At 46.9% G+C, this 16,048-nt stretch carries 10 protein-coding genes and 1 riboswitch; of the genes, 5 read left to right on the forward strand and 5 right to left on the reverse strand.

The genetic code is table 11. The annotated features are described in order from the left end of the window. Positions 1–95 precede the first annotated feature (95 nt). Positions 96–262: riboswitch (cobalamin riboswitch) on the reverse strand. Positions 263–465: 203 nt separating this feature from the next. Next, the gene (locus BM607_RS14755) at positions 466–1,185 is read right to left on the reverse strand and encodes a histidine phosphatase family protein (RefSeq protein ID WP_071940150.1); all 720 of its coding nucleotides are present in this window, start codon (positions 1,183–1,185) and stop codon (positions 466–468) included. A 454-nt stretch (positions 1,186–1,639) separates the two neighbouring features. Here BM607_RS14755 and metH point away from each other — a divergent pair, with 454 nt between their 5' ends. Further along, entirely contained in the window at positions 1,640–5,374 is a 3,735-nt protein-coding gene (gene metH, locus BM607_RS14760) for a methionine synthase (protein WP_071940149.1), read from the forward strand. Positions 5,375–5,998: 624 nt separating this feature from the next. Further along, positions 5,999–6,760 carry a sce7726 family protein gene (locus tag BM607_RS14765; protein ID WP_071940148.1) on the forward strand — a complete coding sequence of 254 codons (762 nt, stop codon included), beginning with the start codon at positions 5,999–6,001 and terminating at the stop codon, positions 6,758–6,760. 18 nt (positions 6,761–6,778) lie between these two features. On the opposite strand, the gene BM607_RS14770 is transcribed toward BM607_RS14765, so the two are convergent. From BM607_RS14770 to BM607_RS14780, 3 genes are read right to left on the reverse strand one after another with little or no spacing between them, the layout of a single operon-like run. Further along, positions 6,779–7,906, reverse strand: a complete 1,128-nt coding sequence (locus BM607_RS14770; protein ID WP_071940147.1) for a hypothetical protein — start codon at positions 7,904–7,906, stop codon at positions 6,779–6,781. A gap of 1 nt (position 7,907) precedes the next feature. Then, complete coding sequence (locus BM607_RS14775; RefSeq protein ID WP_071940146.1) at positions 7,908–8,405, reverse strand: ImmA/IrrE family metallo-endopeptidase; 498 nt, start codon at positions 8,403–8,405, stop codon at positions 7,908–7,910. Then, the gene (locus tag BM607_RS14780; RefSeq protein WP_071940145.1) at positions 8,402–9,040 is read right to left on the reverse strand and encodes a hypothetical protein; all 639 of its coding nucleotides are present in this window, start codon (positions 9,038–9,040) and stop codon (positions 8,402–8,404) included. Before BM607_RS14780 ends, BM607_RS14775 begins: the two co-directional genes overlap by 4 nt. 1,100 nt (positions 9,041–10,140) lie before the next feature. Here BM607_RS14780 and BM607_RS14785 point away from each other — a divergent pair. Genes BM607_RS14785 through BM607_RS14795 form a run of 3 tightly spaced genes read left to right on the forward strand, consistent with a single transcriptional unit; the run spans position 10,141 to position 14,860 of the window. Continuing rightward, a complete protein-coding gene (locus BM607_RS14785; protein WP_071940144.1) occupies positions 10,141–13,038 on the forward strand; it encodes a molybdopterin cofactor-binding domain-containing protein in 2,898 nt (965 codons plus the stop codon). Next, positions 13,035–13,568, forward strand: a complete 534-nt coding sequence (locus BM607_RS14790) for a 2Fe-2S iron-sulfur cluster-binding protein (RefSeq protein ID WP_006085889.1) — start codon at positions 13,035–13,037, stop codon at positions 13,566–13,568. Before BM607_RS14785 ends, BM607_RS14790 begins: the two co-directional genes overlap by 4 nt. After that, positions 13,568–14,860 carry a cytochrome c gene (locus tag BM607_RS14795; protein WP_071940143.1) on the forward strand — a complete coding sequence of 431 codons (1,293 nt, stop codon included), beginning with the start codon at positions 13,568–13,570 and terminating at the stop codon, positions 14,858–14,860. Before BM607_RS14790 ends, BM607_RS14795 begins: the two co-directional genes overlap by 1 nt. Before the next feature lie 157 nt (positions 14,861–15,017). Here the strand turns inward: BM607_RS14795 and BM607_RS14800 are convergent, their stop codons facing one another. After that, positions 15,018–15,998, reverse strand: a complete 981-nt coding sequence (locus BM607_RS14800) for a dienelactone hydrolase family protein (RefSeq protein WP_071940225.1) — start codon at positions 15,996–15,998, stop codon at positions 15,018–15,020. Positions 15,999–16,048 lie beyond the last annotated feature (50 nt).

Below are 16,048 nucleotides of genomic sequence, written 5' to 3' on the forward strand. Positions count from 1 at the left end.
GTGGTGCTCCTAGCGAGTCCAAACCTGAATAAAAAAAGGTTGTGCACATTGTCATCGGCTCCCTCGAGTCACCCGCTCGAGAACTAAGGCTGCACGCAGCGATAACAGAAATAGGCAGGTCTCCTGACTCGTCACTTTTTGTATTGAAAACAATATAAAAAGTCACTCACAGTTGCGGGCACAGTTCGGGCTGACTGACGAGCAGCTCCCCGATTCCCTATTATGTTGAGATTGATTTCAAGCCTTTGCAGCGTGTCTAGGCAATAGTTGCCACAGAACACCCCCGCACCACTCAAAACTCCCAACACCTATTTCTGTGACGTCATCCGATACATTGCCACCAGCCTTGCAAGGCCGTGTGCATCGGGGACGTCAGGAAAAAGCATTATCCTATATTTGCCTTAATTGGCAATCGACAATCACGCTGGTAAGACAAGAAAAATCTTCACCTTAGGGCAACGCGGATCACTCGCAGCGCCCGCTCGGCCAATCTAAACGCCAGTAACAAACGCCGTGTTCATCTTGCAGCACATTAATGCTCACTACGGCCGCCACGGGTAAATCGAGTTGACTGTAAAATCCCACCACCCGTTCAACCCCAAGGGCGCGCGCCATTAAGTGACGGATCACTCCGCCGTGGGTCACGACCCATACTTTGGCAGCCAGTTCACACGCAGCCACGCCCGCTCCCACAGCCAGCTCGGCGTTTTGTGAGTCAACTGTCAATCGTTCAAACTCGGCGGCGAGTATCTGGTCAATGGCCCCATTCACCCGCGACTCGAAGCTTGCCATAGTCTCACCATTGGGCGGCGGTGTTTGCCAAGGGTTTTGCCAATAGGCCGCTAAGCGTTCGCCCTCTTGCTGATACAGCTCATCGAGTCGACAACCGTCCCAATCGCCAAAGTCGATTTCTTGTAAACCCGATAAAAACTGCGCCTGCAATGGCCTTGACTCAGATATCAATGCCGCTGTCGAATGCAATTCGGCGGCAAAGGCTTGGGCAAATTCGCCGCAGCGGCGTGAAGTCGAACTATAAATCGCGCTGCAGGTACTTGCCTGCGCCTCAACCGCTGCCGACATTTGCTGCCAGCCCTTTTCGCTTAAAGGCACATCCACACGGCCGCGTAAAATGGTGCCGCCTTCACACTCGCCGTGGCGTAACAATAACAATCGAACTTGTTTCATCGTATTCCTATGTCTATCACTCGTGGCAAATTTTGTTGAAAACCCACATTAGACCCGTCGTCCTATATACTCAATTACGCCCTAGCCCAACAACTAGCTCTACAACTAGCCCTAAAAAAAGAGCCGTTAAACTGGGTGAAAAATGGTGATAAGACTCAATTGTCGTCAGTCAATTTTGACCTTGCCCTGACAATCATAAGTCGCGTATTATGGACGTCTATACGTTTAAATGTCCAAAGCTAAACTCTAACGATAAATAACTAAAACGAGTAGTCAACATGTCGACCGAGCAGAATGGAATGCACTTAGCCTAACTAAGTTAGCTAATTTAGATCACTCACTAGGGTCGATAACGAGAGCCAATATCTGGACTGCACAACACGCTTTACCCTGCACTTAGCATAACAAGGGTCGATGCTTGGACTTAACTTAGCTGTATTTAAGGTAATTATTTATGACGATACCCTCTACCAAAGCCGGCCAGATATTGGCAGACATTCGTAAACAGCTTGCTGAGCGCATTCTAATCTTAGACGGTGCCATGGGCACTATGATCCAAGACCACAAGCTAGAAGAAGAGGATTATCGCGGCGAACGCTTTAAAGATTGGCACACTGACGTCAAAGGCAACAACGATTTATTGGTGTTGTCGCAACCCCACATCATCAAACAAATTCACACCGACTACTTAAACGCCGGTGCCGACATCATTGAAACCAACACCTTTAATGCTACTACTATTGCCATGGCCGACTACGACATGCAGTCGCTGTCCGCCGAAATTAACTTAGCCGGCGCGCGCCTCGCCCGTGAAGCCTGTGATGAAGTGTTTGCTGCCACGGGCATTCCACGCTACGTCGCCGGTGTGTTAGGCCCCACTAACCGCACGTGTTCGATTAGCCCAGATGTGAATGACCCAGGCTACCGCAACGTCAGCTTCGATGAGTTAGTCAGCGCTTACCGAGAGTCCACTAAGGCGCTGATTGAAGGCGGCGCAGATATCATTATGGTCGAGACCATATTCGATACCTTAAATGCCAAAGCCGCACTGTTTGCGATTGAATCCGTATTCGATGACTTATTTGGTCAGCATTCTAAAGACAGATTGCCAATCATGATTTCGGGCACCATTACCGATGCATCAGGCCGTACCCTTACCGGTCAAACCACCGAAGCCTTTTATAATTCCCTGCGCCATATCAAGCCATTATCTATCGGCCTTAACTGTGCGCTCGGACCAAAAGAGCTGCGCCCGTACGTCGAAGAATTATCCCGTATAGCCGAATGTTATGTGTCGGCGCATCCGAACGCGGGTCTGCCGAACGAGTTTGGCGGCTATGATGAAACCCCAGAAAACATGGCGAACGTGATCGAAGATTGGGCGCGCGAAGGCATGCTCAATATTATCGGTGGTTGCTGTGGTAGTACGCCTGAACATATCCGCGTTATTCGCGAAGCGGTCGACAGACATAACCCGCGCGTTTTACCCGATATCCCCGTCGCCTGCCGCTTAGCCGGTTTGGAACCGCTGACTATCGACGCCCAATCCCTGTTCGTTAACGTGGGTGAACGCACCAACGTTACAGGTTCAGCCAAGTTTTTAAAGCTGATCAAAGACGGTAAGTTTGAGCAGGCGCTCGATGTCGCCCGCGAGCAGGTCGAAAGCGGCGCGCAGATCATCGACATCAACATGGACGAAGGCATGCTCGATGGCGCAGAGATCATGCACAAGTTTTTAAACTTGATTGCCTCTGAGCCCGACATCAGCCGCGTGCCGATTATGATCGACTCATCTAAGTGGGAAGTCATCGAAGCGGGTCTCAAATGTATTCAAGGCAAAGGAATAGTTAACTCGATTTCCCTCAAAGAAGGCGAAGCCAAGTTTATCGAGCAAGCAACACTGGTGAAACGCTACGGCGCGGCGGCCATTATCATGGCGTTCGACGAGCAAGGTCAGGCCGACACTAAGGCGCGTAAAATCGAAATCTGTACCCGCGCTTATCGGGTGCTGGTTGATAAGGTCGGCTTTCCGCCAGAAGACATCATCTTCGACCCGAACATTTTTGCCATCGCCACCGGTATCGATGAACACGACAACTATGCCGTCGATTTTATTGATGCCATTAAAGCGATTAAAGCCACCCTGCCCCACGCGATGATTTCGGGCGGCGTGTCGAACGTGTCGTTCTCGTTCCGCGGTAACAACCCAGTGCGCGAAGCGATTCACGCGGTATTCCTGTACCACGCCATCAAAGTCGGCATGGACATGGGTATTGTCAACGCGGGCCAGTTAGCCATTTACGACGATATCGATCCTGAGCTTAAAGTGCGGGTCGAAAACGTGGTGCTTAACTTGCCCTGCCCAGTTGAAGGCTCGAGCAATACCGAGCAGTTACTTGAAATCGCGGAGAAATTTCGCGGTGATGGCGCACAGGTCGGCAAAAAAGAAGATTTAGAATGGCGCAGCTGGCCGGTGAGCCAACGCTTATCCCATGCGCTCGTCAAAGGCATTACCGAATTTATCGATGAAGATACCGAAGCCGCTCGCCAAGAAGCGAAACGTCCACTGGATGTGATTGAAGGCGCCTTGATGGACGGCATGAACGTGGTCGGCGACTTGTTCGGCTCGGGCAAGATGTTCCTGCCGCAGGTGGTGAAATCGGCGCGGGTGATGAAAAAAGCCGTGGCTTACTTAAACCCCTATATCGAGCTGGAAAAGGTCGAAGGCCAATCTAACGGCAAGATTTTGATGGTGACGGTAAAAGGCGACGTGCACGATATCGGCAAAAATATCGTCGGCGTGGTGCTCGCCTGTAACGGTTTTGAGGTATTCGATTTAGGTGTGATGGTGTCGGTGGAGCGAATTCTCGACGCCGTGAAAGAACACAATATCGATATCATCGGCATGTCGGGCCTCATCACGCCGAGTCTGGACGAGATGGTGCACAACGTGAAAACCTTCCACCGCGAAGGCTTAACCATTCCGGCGATTATCGGCGGCGCCACTTGCTCTAAAATCCACACAGCGGTGAAAATTGCGCCCCATTATCCCCATGGCGCTATCTATATCGCCGATGCGTCCCGCGCCGTGCCTATGGTGAGTAAACTCATCAACAACGAGACTCGCCAAGCGACCATAGACGAAACCTATGCCGAATACGACGACATGCGCACTAAGCGTTTATCCCAAGCCAAGCGCAAAGAGATAGTGTCACTCGAAGCGGCGCGCGATAACCGCTGCCAACACGATTGGGCCAATTACACTCCGTTTACGCCAAACGTGCTCGGTCGCCAAGTGTTTGATAATTATCCGTTAGAAGACTTAGTCGAGCGTATCGACTGGACACCGTTTTTCCGCTCGTGGGAACTGCACGGCCACTACCCTGAAATCCTCACCGATAAAGTGGTCGGCGTCGAGGCGCAAAAGCTATTCGCCGATGGTCAGGCCATGCTCAAACAAATCATCGAGGAAAAGTGGCTCACGGCGAAAGCGGTTATCGGCTTATTCCCTGCCAATACCGTCAATTACGACGACATTGAGCTGTACACCGATGAGTCGCGCACCACAGTCGAAATGACCACACATCACCTGCGGATGCAGCTTGAGCGTGTCGGCAACGACAACTTCTGTCTATCTGACTTTGTTGCGCCAAAAGACTCAGGCGTCGCCGATTACATGGGCGGCTTTGCGGTGACCACAGGCCACGGCATCGACGAACATGTGGCACGTTTTGAAGCCAACCACGACGACTACAACGCCATCATGCTCAAATGCTTAGCCGACCGTTTGGCCGAAGCCTTTGCCGAGCGGATGCACGAACGCGTGCGTAAAGAGTTTTGGGGTTATGCGGCCGACGAGCAGTTAAGCAACGAAGCCTTAATCCGTGAGAAATACAAAGGTATACGCCCCGCACCGGGTTACCCCGCTTGCCCAGACCACACAGAAAAAGGCTTGTTATGGGACTTGCTCAAGCCCGATGAAACCATCGACTTGAACATCACCGAAAGCTACGCCATGTTCCCCACAGCGGCAGTATCGGGCTGGTATTTCGCCCACCCGAAATCGCGCTACTTTGGCGTGAGTAACATAGGCCGCGATCAAGTGGAAGATTATGCCAAGCGTAAAGGAATGACTGTAGCTGAGACGGAGAAGTGGCTGGCGCCAGTGTTGGATTATGATCCTGAATAATCAGCGATCCTGAATAGGGAGTGATCCTGAGTAATCATTGGTACTCGTTAATGCCCAAGTTTCACTTGGGAAATTAGACAAAATGTGGAATTAAGGGGCAGAGTCGAAGCCCCTTATTTTTGGTTTTAATGTCTAACTTTAAAATCAAAATAAAAAATCAAAGTCGTGGAATTCCATTCCACACCAGGGCAAGAAGGGGATCAACAGCAATCCCCCTCTTGCATCTCCCCGTGCCGCCCCTAGCGAAGTTACATGCATTGAATACTGGCTTCGTGCTTATTCGAAAATCGCTAACGCTTCCGATGGTACATCCTGTACCCCGAAAGCTACGCAGACGTCCTGTCTGCGTCACGCTATTTTCTTCAACGCCCTTCAGCAACTTCGCAGGGGATCGGTGAACTTCTGTCCCATTAGAGTTAACTTTTCGCATTGAAATAGTTATGTTTCTACCTCTTTTATCATTTATTCTAACTGTTATCTATATTCCTCCACGGCCCCCAATTTTGATTAAATTTTAGACTAGTTACTAAAGCAGTAATCTTTATTCCAATTTTTTTACATAATTTATTGGGCATATGGTAAAATCGAGGTTCAAAAAAACTCAACATCTTAAAATAAATAAAAATGGCTAAAAATAAAGAACTAGCGAAATCAAAGTTTCTAGAACCCGATATTAAAGCCTTAGCTCTCAACTACCTAAGAAGTAAAAACCTGATAAATGATAATTCAATAATAATGAATGAATTTACAATAGGTAGCTTTTCTAGACGTGTTGATCTAGTTATTTATAGTGATAATAAGTTAATTGCCTTTGAAATAAAAAGCGAAGCTGACTCTTTGTATCGATTAAATGGCCAAATTGATAAATATTTAGAGTATTTTGACAAAGTGATAGTTATTTCAGACTCCAAGTTCACATCTACTATAATGACATTGCTACCTGAGAGTGTTGGAATATGGGAAGTTAATTGTTTAAAAATAAAAGTTATAAAAAGAGGGAAAACAAAAAATAAGATTAACAATGAAAGTTTAATAAGCATGATGGATGTCACAGACTTATCAAAACTATCAACAAGGTTAAAGATAAAATGTGAAAAAAACAGAAGTTCCCTAGAGCAATCGTTAATAACTGTATCAAACAACACATTAAGAGAAGCTGTTTATCTATCCTTGAGCAGAAAGTTCTCAAAAGTAACAAATTCATTTTTAGGGGAAACTAGAAATAGAGAAATATCAAAAAGTGATTTAAAATTATTAAGTAGATTTAATATAAAAAGAGAGATGATGAATGAAAAAATAAACAAAAACAAAGTATTCTGGGGGAATATAGAGCAGCATATAGAAAATATAGAAAGATTTGCAGATACCTCTACCTATAAAAAATAAAGGTATATGCCTTATAAGCTAATCAATCCAATCATCATCTGTATCTGTAATTTCACCTGAAAACTCATAATGCAACTGAGTATAAAGATGCTTATTTATTCTTACTGCTGTCGCTTTTTGTGCACTATTAATACCATAGTCATCCCCCTTACTTGTGAGCTCTATTATATAATTTGACCACAAGCCTAAGTCATTTTCCCAGTAAGGTTCTTCCATTATTTTTTTAGATATCAAAGTGTAAAGTTCTTTTTTTTCTTTTTTAAGAGCTGCTTTTTTCTCATCCTTTTCCAAAGTTGACTCAACACTACTAAACTCCATCCGAATGAAATTCCACTCATTTCTACATGAGTAATCAATCCGTGGCGGTGGAACACCTGCACCACCTGACATTTTACTAGCTCTAGCACTCCCTCTATCTGAATAGATAAATTTATCAAAATCTTCTCTGAGCTTATCAAATAAAGCTCTTTCATAGATACTCTTAACACCTCTATAATATCCACCAAAACTATCTGGGAAAGAAGTTGAAGATAGTGAAATAAATGCATTCGGGAGCATCCTTCTAATTGCCATCAAATACATTTTTACTTGTTCTTTTAATTCAACTTGCTCTTTTGTTATTTGTTCCAAATCTAACAACAATAAAAAACCATCACCATCTTTTAATAAAGGCAATATATTCTTATACACTTGAGACTCAATGTCGGCAGGTTTAAGAATAACAACAACGCCTCGACGAAAAGAGACTAATACATTTAGCTGTGTTTGCAGTTGTGAAATATCAGCTAATTGAACACATGGCACTAAATTGGGATTCTCCTTCACAAAGTTGCACCAATTTTGATAACCATTGCTTGAATCAGTTAATTTAAGAATGTCATGATGTACTGGACGATATTTTTTTATATCGCGGCTAAATAAATCATCATAATCTATATCTACAATCCATTTCCTATTCTCACCTACAGCCTCTTTAATCTTATCAATTGCACTTGATAACTCATTTGCGGCTGCCCATGATTTAAGTGGAAAAATAGGCAAAATAAAATCTTTATCTTTGTTTGGTAATTCTTTAAGTGCAGTTATCTCTGATGGACTCACAGATAAAATTGGGCAATATCGATAATTAAAGCCTTCACTAAACATACTAGAATCCTTTTTTACCAAGCCTAACTTCTAAAGCTGGTATAGATAACTCAGCTAAGGTAGCAATTCGTTCAATTTTCACTTCTAATCTTGTCCCTTCAGGAAAATTAACAAGGTCAATTAAGCTGAATGGCATAATTAAATCAGCAGCTAATCGATTAGCTTCAGCCTCTAAACTGTCAGATAATGAAGACCTGAATAGCATTGTATCTTCTATTCCATCACCAATTTTATCTCTATGTAATAGAAAATGTGCTATTTCATGTGCTAATGTAAACCTTTGCCTTTCAGGTGAATCATGCCTATTAATTTTAGCTACGATAGTACCACCGACCTCCCTAATTACACCAGAAAGACCAGGTTTCAGGGTTGCCCTCTTGACGACTATTCCTAGCTCTTTAGCCATTGCGCCAATTTTAATTGGAAACTCATTTTGGTACTTTAGTATTATATTTTTTTGATCAGAAGATACTCGAGACCATTCCTTACAAGTTTTCATACATCATCCTCCGTTTCAGGAAAGTCTTCATCCGACAAAATCCCTCTATAAACAATTCGTTGCACTGCAGAGAAAATTACATTATTAAACTCGCCACTATTGATAGCATTTTGAACTAATGTATCGGACTTATCGACAGCCCCTTTTATTGCAGCATTTTTTATATTCGAATACCCAAAAAATGCCAACACAGCAAAGATCACACCAACTCCAGTTAAAACAAATGTAACACAAGCGAGTAACAGTCCAATCCATACTTCAAAACGTGTACCTGATTCATTGTCCTTACTCTCTAAAGATTGCTTCAAATCGTTACGGAGCAAAGCAAGCTCTGCTGTAAGTGTGGAAACTTGACGATTTAAATCTGCATTACTAAGACTCAGAGTTTTATAAGCTAGAATTGAAATATCTTGGTCTTTAACATGAGGTTCTATCACATTCTCACTAGAATTTAAAATCAATGTGGAATTGACATTTTCTGTACTTCTAGTTTCTGTTTCAGCATTTTCTTTAGAGGCAATAACTAAACTCTCTTGATTAATACCTTCGTCGATATTTGCTTGAATTACATTAGGAAAGAATAGAACTAAAAAACATATCCTTTTAATATTTACACGAAAAAATGAATCAACCAATTTGATTATCTCCTTTCATAAAAAAACAACACCAAAATATGTTAGTTAAATTAGTAAAACGGACACCTAAGGGCCACACCCAAATTGGCATTGTTGCACCAGTGACCTTCTAAAACATGGATGTTTTAGTAGAGCCTACAGGGATGTATTCACGGCGAGTCACTGGTGTAACAGTGCGAAAGCCTGCGGCAGGCAATTAGCTGCACTGATAATTGGCAGAGATATCAATACCCATTAGCTACCCAGACAAATCAGCACTATCAAACGTTTCAACTTTGTCGTTCGACAAAGCTTCCACATTGCTACCGCACTTCGCCAACACCTGTCAGCCAAGCCATCAATTAAAACAAGGTCGCACTAGCTCAAAACGTCAACTGCTGAACATTGGGCAAAATGCCAATAAGCACTGTGGCAACAAGCATAAGTGCCAAAGCATATTCACCAATTTGCAAGAGGAGTTGGGTATCTAAGAAAGAGAAAAGACACATCGTCCTGATGCAAGTGACTCGAATCGCGGGTACGCGATTAAAGCTCATCCTTGTTAAAAACCTAAGATAGCGACATAGCGTACACTTGTCTATAACTTTAGCATTACAAATCAAGTAATTAAGCAAGCGCTGATTTAACAATGTTGATATGACTGCATGTGACTAAACCTGTCGCCATCAAATAGCACTATCGCTTTATCTTGCAGTGGCATGAAGTCTCGCTGTGTCAGGCGGTCTGTTTTGGCAAGCGAGCCAATTTTGACATGGGAATCAGCCTCAAGTTAGCGAGTTACCCAAGGGGCTCTAACCTAAGGGCGCTGAGCAAAATTCAGCCATAACGTAACTGAGTTGAACCACAGTGCAAACATCACTGTAGAAGCCTGATAACACAGGTGCTACACACGAATTTAGCTTGATTAAAACTAAGGCGATTAGCGGTCTAAATTTGCATTTTCAGCCCTACATGCTAACGTGGCTAATGTAAATTTACATTCAGTGTTTATCAAAGTTATGTCGCAACAATCAATAAAAAGTCGATCGACAACAAGCCTATATCGGGCGATACCAAGCAGCGCGGCTGATATGACACGGAAGCACAACTGAGGTTGAGATATGGAACCATCTAATACATCACGCCGGACCTTTATCAAGCAATGTGTGATTGGCGGGGTTGCCGTATATTCGGCCCCTTTGTTGTGGGAAATGAGTCGCGCGAATGCGGCGATTGTCTCACCTGAACTGGCAGCCCAATGGCAAACTCAGGTTAATGGTCAATCCAAACCTAAGTTTCGTAATGACGGCATAGCGAAGGTCACAGGCCAAAAGGTCTATGGCCGTGATTACCGCGCTATGGACATGGAAGGCTGGCCCAAGCAGCAAGGTTACGCTTTTATCCTACGCGCCGCCGATGCATCCCATGTTTATCAAGGCTTTTCCCTCGACCACCTGCCCGCATCGGCTAAGCCCTATAAAGTGATTACCGCGGTCGATCTGGCCCGCGATAAGGTCAAGCTGCCCGATTTTTACGGTGACAACATGTTGCTGGCCGAAGGGCAAACCGCCGACTACTTAGGCCATGCGGTGGCGATATTATTGTTCGACAGTTTCCCCGCTTTTAAGCAAGCTAAGTCTTTACTGCAATTTGATCAGACCTTACTGCGCTTTGGTGAGCAAACGCCGTTTGTGTCGGACTCGAAAGACCCGTACGCCAGCTGGCGCCTTATTCGAGTAGAAGGTGAAAATGGCGCAAGGGAAGATTTATATAGCCCGCTCCACGATGGGCTGTTTTTCCCTAGCGTAAAAGATCGCAAGCCTGAATGGTTAGGCAATCCGAATGCCACAGGGACAGTGTCTGAGCGCGGGCTTTATTATGCGGGCGAGATAGATAAGCAGATTGCTAGCGCCCAAGCTAATCAACAATGGCAAGTGCTAGAGCGGGAATATCGCACCCAGATCATCGATCCTATGATGATGGAGCCCGAAGCCTTTAACGGCTGGTATGACGCAACTAGCCAAACATTCCATACAGTGATTACCTCGCAGTCGCCGCAGGACTTTCAAGAGATGGCAGTGCACATGCTGTTATCTGGCCCACTGGCAGGCAAGGTAAAACATCTGGTGGTGCACTCGCCTTATATCGGCGGTGGATTTGGCGCGAAAGACCATTCGATATTCCCCTATTACGGCGTGCTCGCGGCCATTTATGCCAAGGGGCCAATCCGACTCGCCAATGACAGATTCGAGCAATTCCAATCTGGCCTTAAGCGTCATCCGTTCATCATGAAAAGCCGCTTAGCGGTGGATAAATCGACCTTAAAAATCCAAGCCTTAACTTCGCAGATGACAGTCGACGGCGGCGGACGAGTGAACTTCACTCCGTCTGTAACCTCAGTTGGCGCGACGGCGATGCAAAGTATTTACTACACACCGCGCAACGATATTATCGCCACCGCCTATGCGTCGCGTAACCCAGATGCGGGTTCGATGCGCGGTTATGGCACGCTGCAATCGATGACAGCGATGGAATGCATGATCCACGAGATAGCCGACGAGCTGAAGGTTGATCCCTTTAAACTGCGCGCCGCCAACGTGATGGAATCTGGCCAGCGTAATACTCAAGGTGCAATTCCTAACGGTACTTTGCGTTACCGCGAAATGCTCGACATGGCCGAACAAGATCCCGTGTGGCAAAACCGCGCGGTGAATAAAAAGGACTATGAGGCCAAACATCCGGGGATGCGTTACGGCGTCGGTTTTGGTATCGCCACTAAAGATTATGGTACGGGCGCCGCGGCGCCAAGTGCGGCGGTTCGCCTAGCTAAAGACGGTAAAATCACCCTAGAAATCGGCTTTATCGAAATGGGCACAGGGACGCAAACCTCCCAAGCCGTTGTGGTCAGCGATGCCCTCGGCAACTTTGCCGATGAGGTAAAACTCGCCGAAGTGGATATTTGGGATGCGATGCAATTAGTGCAAACCGATAATCCTTATATTATTTCGCAGCAACGCCAAGATGAAATGGCGGCCAATCCACGCTGGACGCCCGTTAAAGCCATGGCATCGTCAGCTTCTATGTCGGCCTATTATCAAAGCCATGTCACCCGTATCGCCGCCGACGTGATCTATCGTCACGGCCTGTGGCCTGCGGCGGTATCGATTTGGAACGAGTTGTATTTTAACACGCCAATGGGCTCAACTAATTTGCATAACGCCCGCGATGGTCGCTGGGTCGATGGCAAGTTAACCGCCTTGGGCTTTCCGCCGGTGTCGATCGATATTCTCGCGAAACGCGCCCACGACATGGGCTTAGTGGTCGGCGTGATGGGCCATGCCTTTAATCGCTGGGCTTGGGCCGAGGCCGATTTCGACATTCTTGGCACTAAAGAACGTTTAGCACTCGATGCGCTGGCGCTGCAATACGGCGAAGGGAACGCGACGTTTGCGGCAACTTCCGACACGACTATGAGTATCAAAGCGCGTCAAGCCAGCATGAAATCTAATGGCTATCACTTGATCGATCGTCAAGCCATGAGTTATCCCAAGGCTGAACTGAACAATGCCATGGTGACTTACTACGCCCCCTGCGCCACTTTGGTTGAAGTGGCCGTAAACGAGGGCAATGGCGAAGTCACGCTGCTGAGTTCTCATACTTGGTTAGAGGCGGGCAAAGTGATCGTTAAAGAATTAGTCGAAGGGCAAATTCAAGGTGGCCTTGCGATGGGGATTGGCCATGCACTGCATGAAGGCTTACCGCCATTTGAAGCAGGCGCCGGCAATGGTACGTGGAACCTCAATCGCTATCAGGTGCCGTTAGCGCGGCATGTGGGCGTGTGGGATCAACGTCATACCATATTGCCACAGTTATCGGATAACGATCCCAGCCGAGGTATCGCCGAAGTGGTGATGATCCCTGTGGTCGCGGCACTGATTGAAGCCGTGTATCAAGCGACCCATGTCCGCTTTTACGATTTACCTATGACAGCGAAAAAAATTAAGGAGGCCATGGCATGAGCCAGTCTATTAAACTGACCATTAATAACCAAGCCGTAGGCCCGATTGAAGTCGCCGATGGTGTGATGATGATTGAGTTTCTACATGAGTACTTAAACCTCACTGGCACTAAGTTTGGTTGCGGCGCAGGCGTATGCCACGCCTGCACTGTGATCGTCGATGACGAGCAAGGCATGAGCGAAGTGGTGCGTACCTGCATCAATGGTGTTGAGCGTTTTAATGGTAAACGCGTCCGCACTGTCGAAGGTCATGCTAGACAAAACTCCCTTGGCGAAATCACCGCCCTGAGCCCAGTGCAAGAAGCTTTTTTGGAGCACTTCTCGTTTCAATGTGGCTGGTGTACCTCGGGCTTTGTCAACGAATCGACCGCGCTGCTTGAGCGATTAGAGCGACAACCTATCGCTAAAGATCAAGTTGAAAAAGTCGTAGAAGATGCCTTAAGTGAACACGTATGTCGCTGTACTGGCTACGTAAAATACTATGCGGCGGTCAAAGATCTGATCCTCAACACTAAGGGGTTAACCCTGTGATGACATCAGCCAATCTGCGCCATTTCGCGCGCCATTTCCCGCATATTAGTAGGATAAAAAATCTGTTGAGCCACAATCTACTCCTGAGTTTAGGGCTAGGTTTGCTCGCCTGTTCCAGCAGCGTTGCCGATGAAGGTGGCAATACAACAAATAGTGACATCGAACGCGGCGCGTATCTGATGAAGATAGGCGACTGCGTGGCCTGCCATACTGCGGTGGACGGGCGCGAACTCGCGGGCGGTTTGCCGTTCGAAACGCCCTTTGGCGCTGTGTACTCGACCAATATCACTTCTGATAAAGAAACCGGTATTGGCAAATACAGTTACGAGGACTTTTTTGATGCCATGCACCACGGTGTTGGCGTCAACGGCAACCTCTACCCTGCTATGCCCTACACGTCCTACAGCCTGCTGACGGACGACGACACTCAGGCGATTTATGCCTATTTGATGAGTACTAAACCCATCAAGCAAGCCAATCGCGACAATGATGTTTACTTTCCGTTTAACCTGCGTTTTGGCCTAAAAGCTTGGAACTTAGTCGCCCACGATGCCAAGGAATTTACCCCGAGCAAGGAAAAAAGCGAGCATTGGAATCGCGGCAATTACTTAGTCAATGCCCTAGGGCATTGCGGTGAATGCCACACCCCAAGAGACACGCTGTTTGCCATGGAGCAGGACAAGCACTTTGAGGGCGCGATTATCGAAGGGCTAGAAGCATCGGACATTCGTCCCGCCGAGCTTAACAGGCAGAACTGGACCCATGAGGATCTTAAGTCGCTGTTTACTGAAGGCTATTCCCGTAAAGGCACAGTATTTGGCGGCATGTATCCCGTGGTGTATCACAGCTTTAGCCACTTAACCGACGATGATATGCGCGCGGTCAGCAGTTATCTGCTCGATACCGACGAAGATATTAAACCACAAGCGCTCACCTTTAACGGCCATAAACCTGAACTGCCAGGCTATACGCTTTACAAAGGTTACTGCGCCGGTTGCCATGGTCAAAACGGTGAAGGTCGTCCTAACGTCGCCCCCGCGATGGCTGGTAACGCCACCTTAGATAAAGCCAGTCCACACAATATCGTCGCCGTGATGCTAAAAGGTATTAAGAGCCAGCATTACAACCTCACCACCAGCTTTTATGCCATGCCTGGATATGCTGATGAGTTAAGCGACGAGCAGATTAAAGACTTAGCCAATTACCTAAGACTCACCTGGAGCACACAACCCGGTAATCTCGATGTGAAGACCATCCAAAGCTTGAAAGAAGTGATCCTCGAGCACGAATAACCCGCATGGATATGTGGGAAATTAAAAATAAAAGCCGACGCTAGCGTCGGCTTTTGCTTGAATGATATAGAGCGCGAGAATCGGTCACTCATCGACTTAATCAAAGTAAGCTGAATCAGAATAAGCGGGATCAGAGTAAGCGGAGCTTCACTCCCAGTTAGCCACGCAGTCGAGTATCAAAGAAGGCTAAGCTGCGCGCCCATGCGAGCTCGGCGGTGGCTTTATCGTATCGTCCTGTTGAGTCGTTATGGAAACCGTGATTCACATTCGGGTAAAGATAGGCGACATAGTCGGCTTTATTGGTTTTCAGTTGGGTTTCGTACTCGGCCCAAGTGTCGTTCACCCGCTGATCGAGCCCAGCAAACTGCAACATTAGCGGCCCTTTCACGTGGCTACGCAGCTCTGCAGCCGCGGGTGTGCCATAGAAAGGTACGCCGGCATTAAGCTCATCAGGAATCGTGGCGGCCAGCATATTAACGATATAGCCGCCAAAGCAAAAACCCACGGCACCGAGTTTGCCATTGCTCTGGGCGTGGGCTTTTAAAAACTGCGCGGCGGCAATAAAGTCTTGCTCGATTTTGGCTCTGTCTAAACTGCTTTGCATGGCGCGGCCCGCATCATCATTGCCCGGATAACCACCGAGGGAATAAAGTGCATCGGGGGCGAAGGCGATATACCCCTGCGCCGCTAATCGGCGAGCAACATCTTCGATATAGGGATTTAGGCCACGGTTCTCGTGCACCACTAATATCACAGCAGCTTTTTTACTGGGATCTAAAGTCTTGGGCTCACCAGCGGCACTGCCCGCGAGTAATAACTCATTGGGTATTACTAAATAGCCGCGCCCTTCACCGTAGCCATTGGGCGAGGGAAATTTAACATAGCTCGCTTGAATACTCGGGTCGTTAAACGACACTTGTTCGGCAAGGGCATAGTTCGGCATGAGTGCGCCCGTGAGCGTTGTCAGGGTAAAACCTAGCGCCACCAGTCCAGCAAGCCGCCCCATAAACTCACGGCGATCGATAATGCCGTGGGCATATTCGTCATACCAGTCAAAGGCTTCCTGCGGTATCGGCTGCACTTTCTGGGCATGCATCTGACTTGTTTCTGCTAAGGCTTGCTTGTCTTGCTGTGTCATCATTATTCCTCCGTTGAACAAGCTAACCACAGGTAACACGTCTTCCCTAG

It is taken from the genome of Shewanella sp. SACH (genome assembly GCF_001887095.2).
Classification (GTDB): domain Bacteria; phylum Pseudomonadota; class Gammaproteobacteria; order Enterobacterales; family Shewanellaceae; genus Shewanella; species Shewanella baltica.

Excerpts from the sequence above, each read along its gene's own strand:
- BM607_RS14755 (WP_071940150.1), bottom strand. The coding sequence starts at position 1,185 with ATGAAACAAGTTCGATTGTTATTGTTACGCCACGGCGAGTGTGAAGGC.
- metH (WP_071940149.1), top strand. The coding sequence starts at position 1,640 with ATGACGATACCCTCTACCAAAGCCGGCCAGATATTGGCAGACATTCGT.
- BM607_RS14765 (WP_071940148.1), top strand. The coding sequence starts at position 5,999 with ATGGCTAAAAATAAAGAACTAGCGAAATCAAAGTTTCTAGAACCCGAT.
- BM607_RS14770 (WP_071940147.1), bottom strand. The coding sequence starts at position 7,906 with ATGTTTAGTGAAGGCTTTAATTATCGATATTGCCCAATTTTATCTGTG.
- BM607_RS14775 (WP_071940146.1), bottom strand. The coding sequence starts at position 8,405 with ATGAAAACTTGTAAGGAATGGTCTCGAGTATCTTCTGATCAAAAAAAT.
- BM607_RS14785 (WP_071940144.1), top strand. The coding sequence starts at position 10,141 with ATGGAACCATCTAATACATCACGCCGGACCTTTATCAAGCAATGTGTG.
- BM607_RS14790 (WP_006085889.1), top strand. The coding sequence starts at position 13,035 with ATGAGCCAGTCTATTAAACTGACCATTAATAACCAAGCCGTAGGCCCG.
- BM607_RS14795 (WP_071940143.1), top strand. The coding sequence starts at position 13,568 with ATGACATCAGCCAATCTGCGCCATTTCGCGCGCCATTTCCCGCATATT.
- BM607_RS14800 (WP_071940225.1), bottom strand. The coding sequence starts at position 15,998 with ATGACACAGCAAGACAAGCAAGCCTTAGCAGAAACAAGTCAGATGCAT.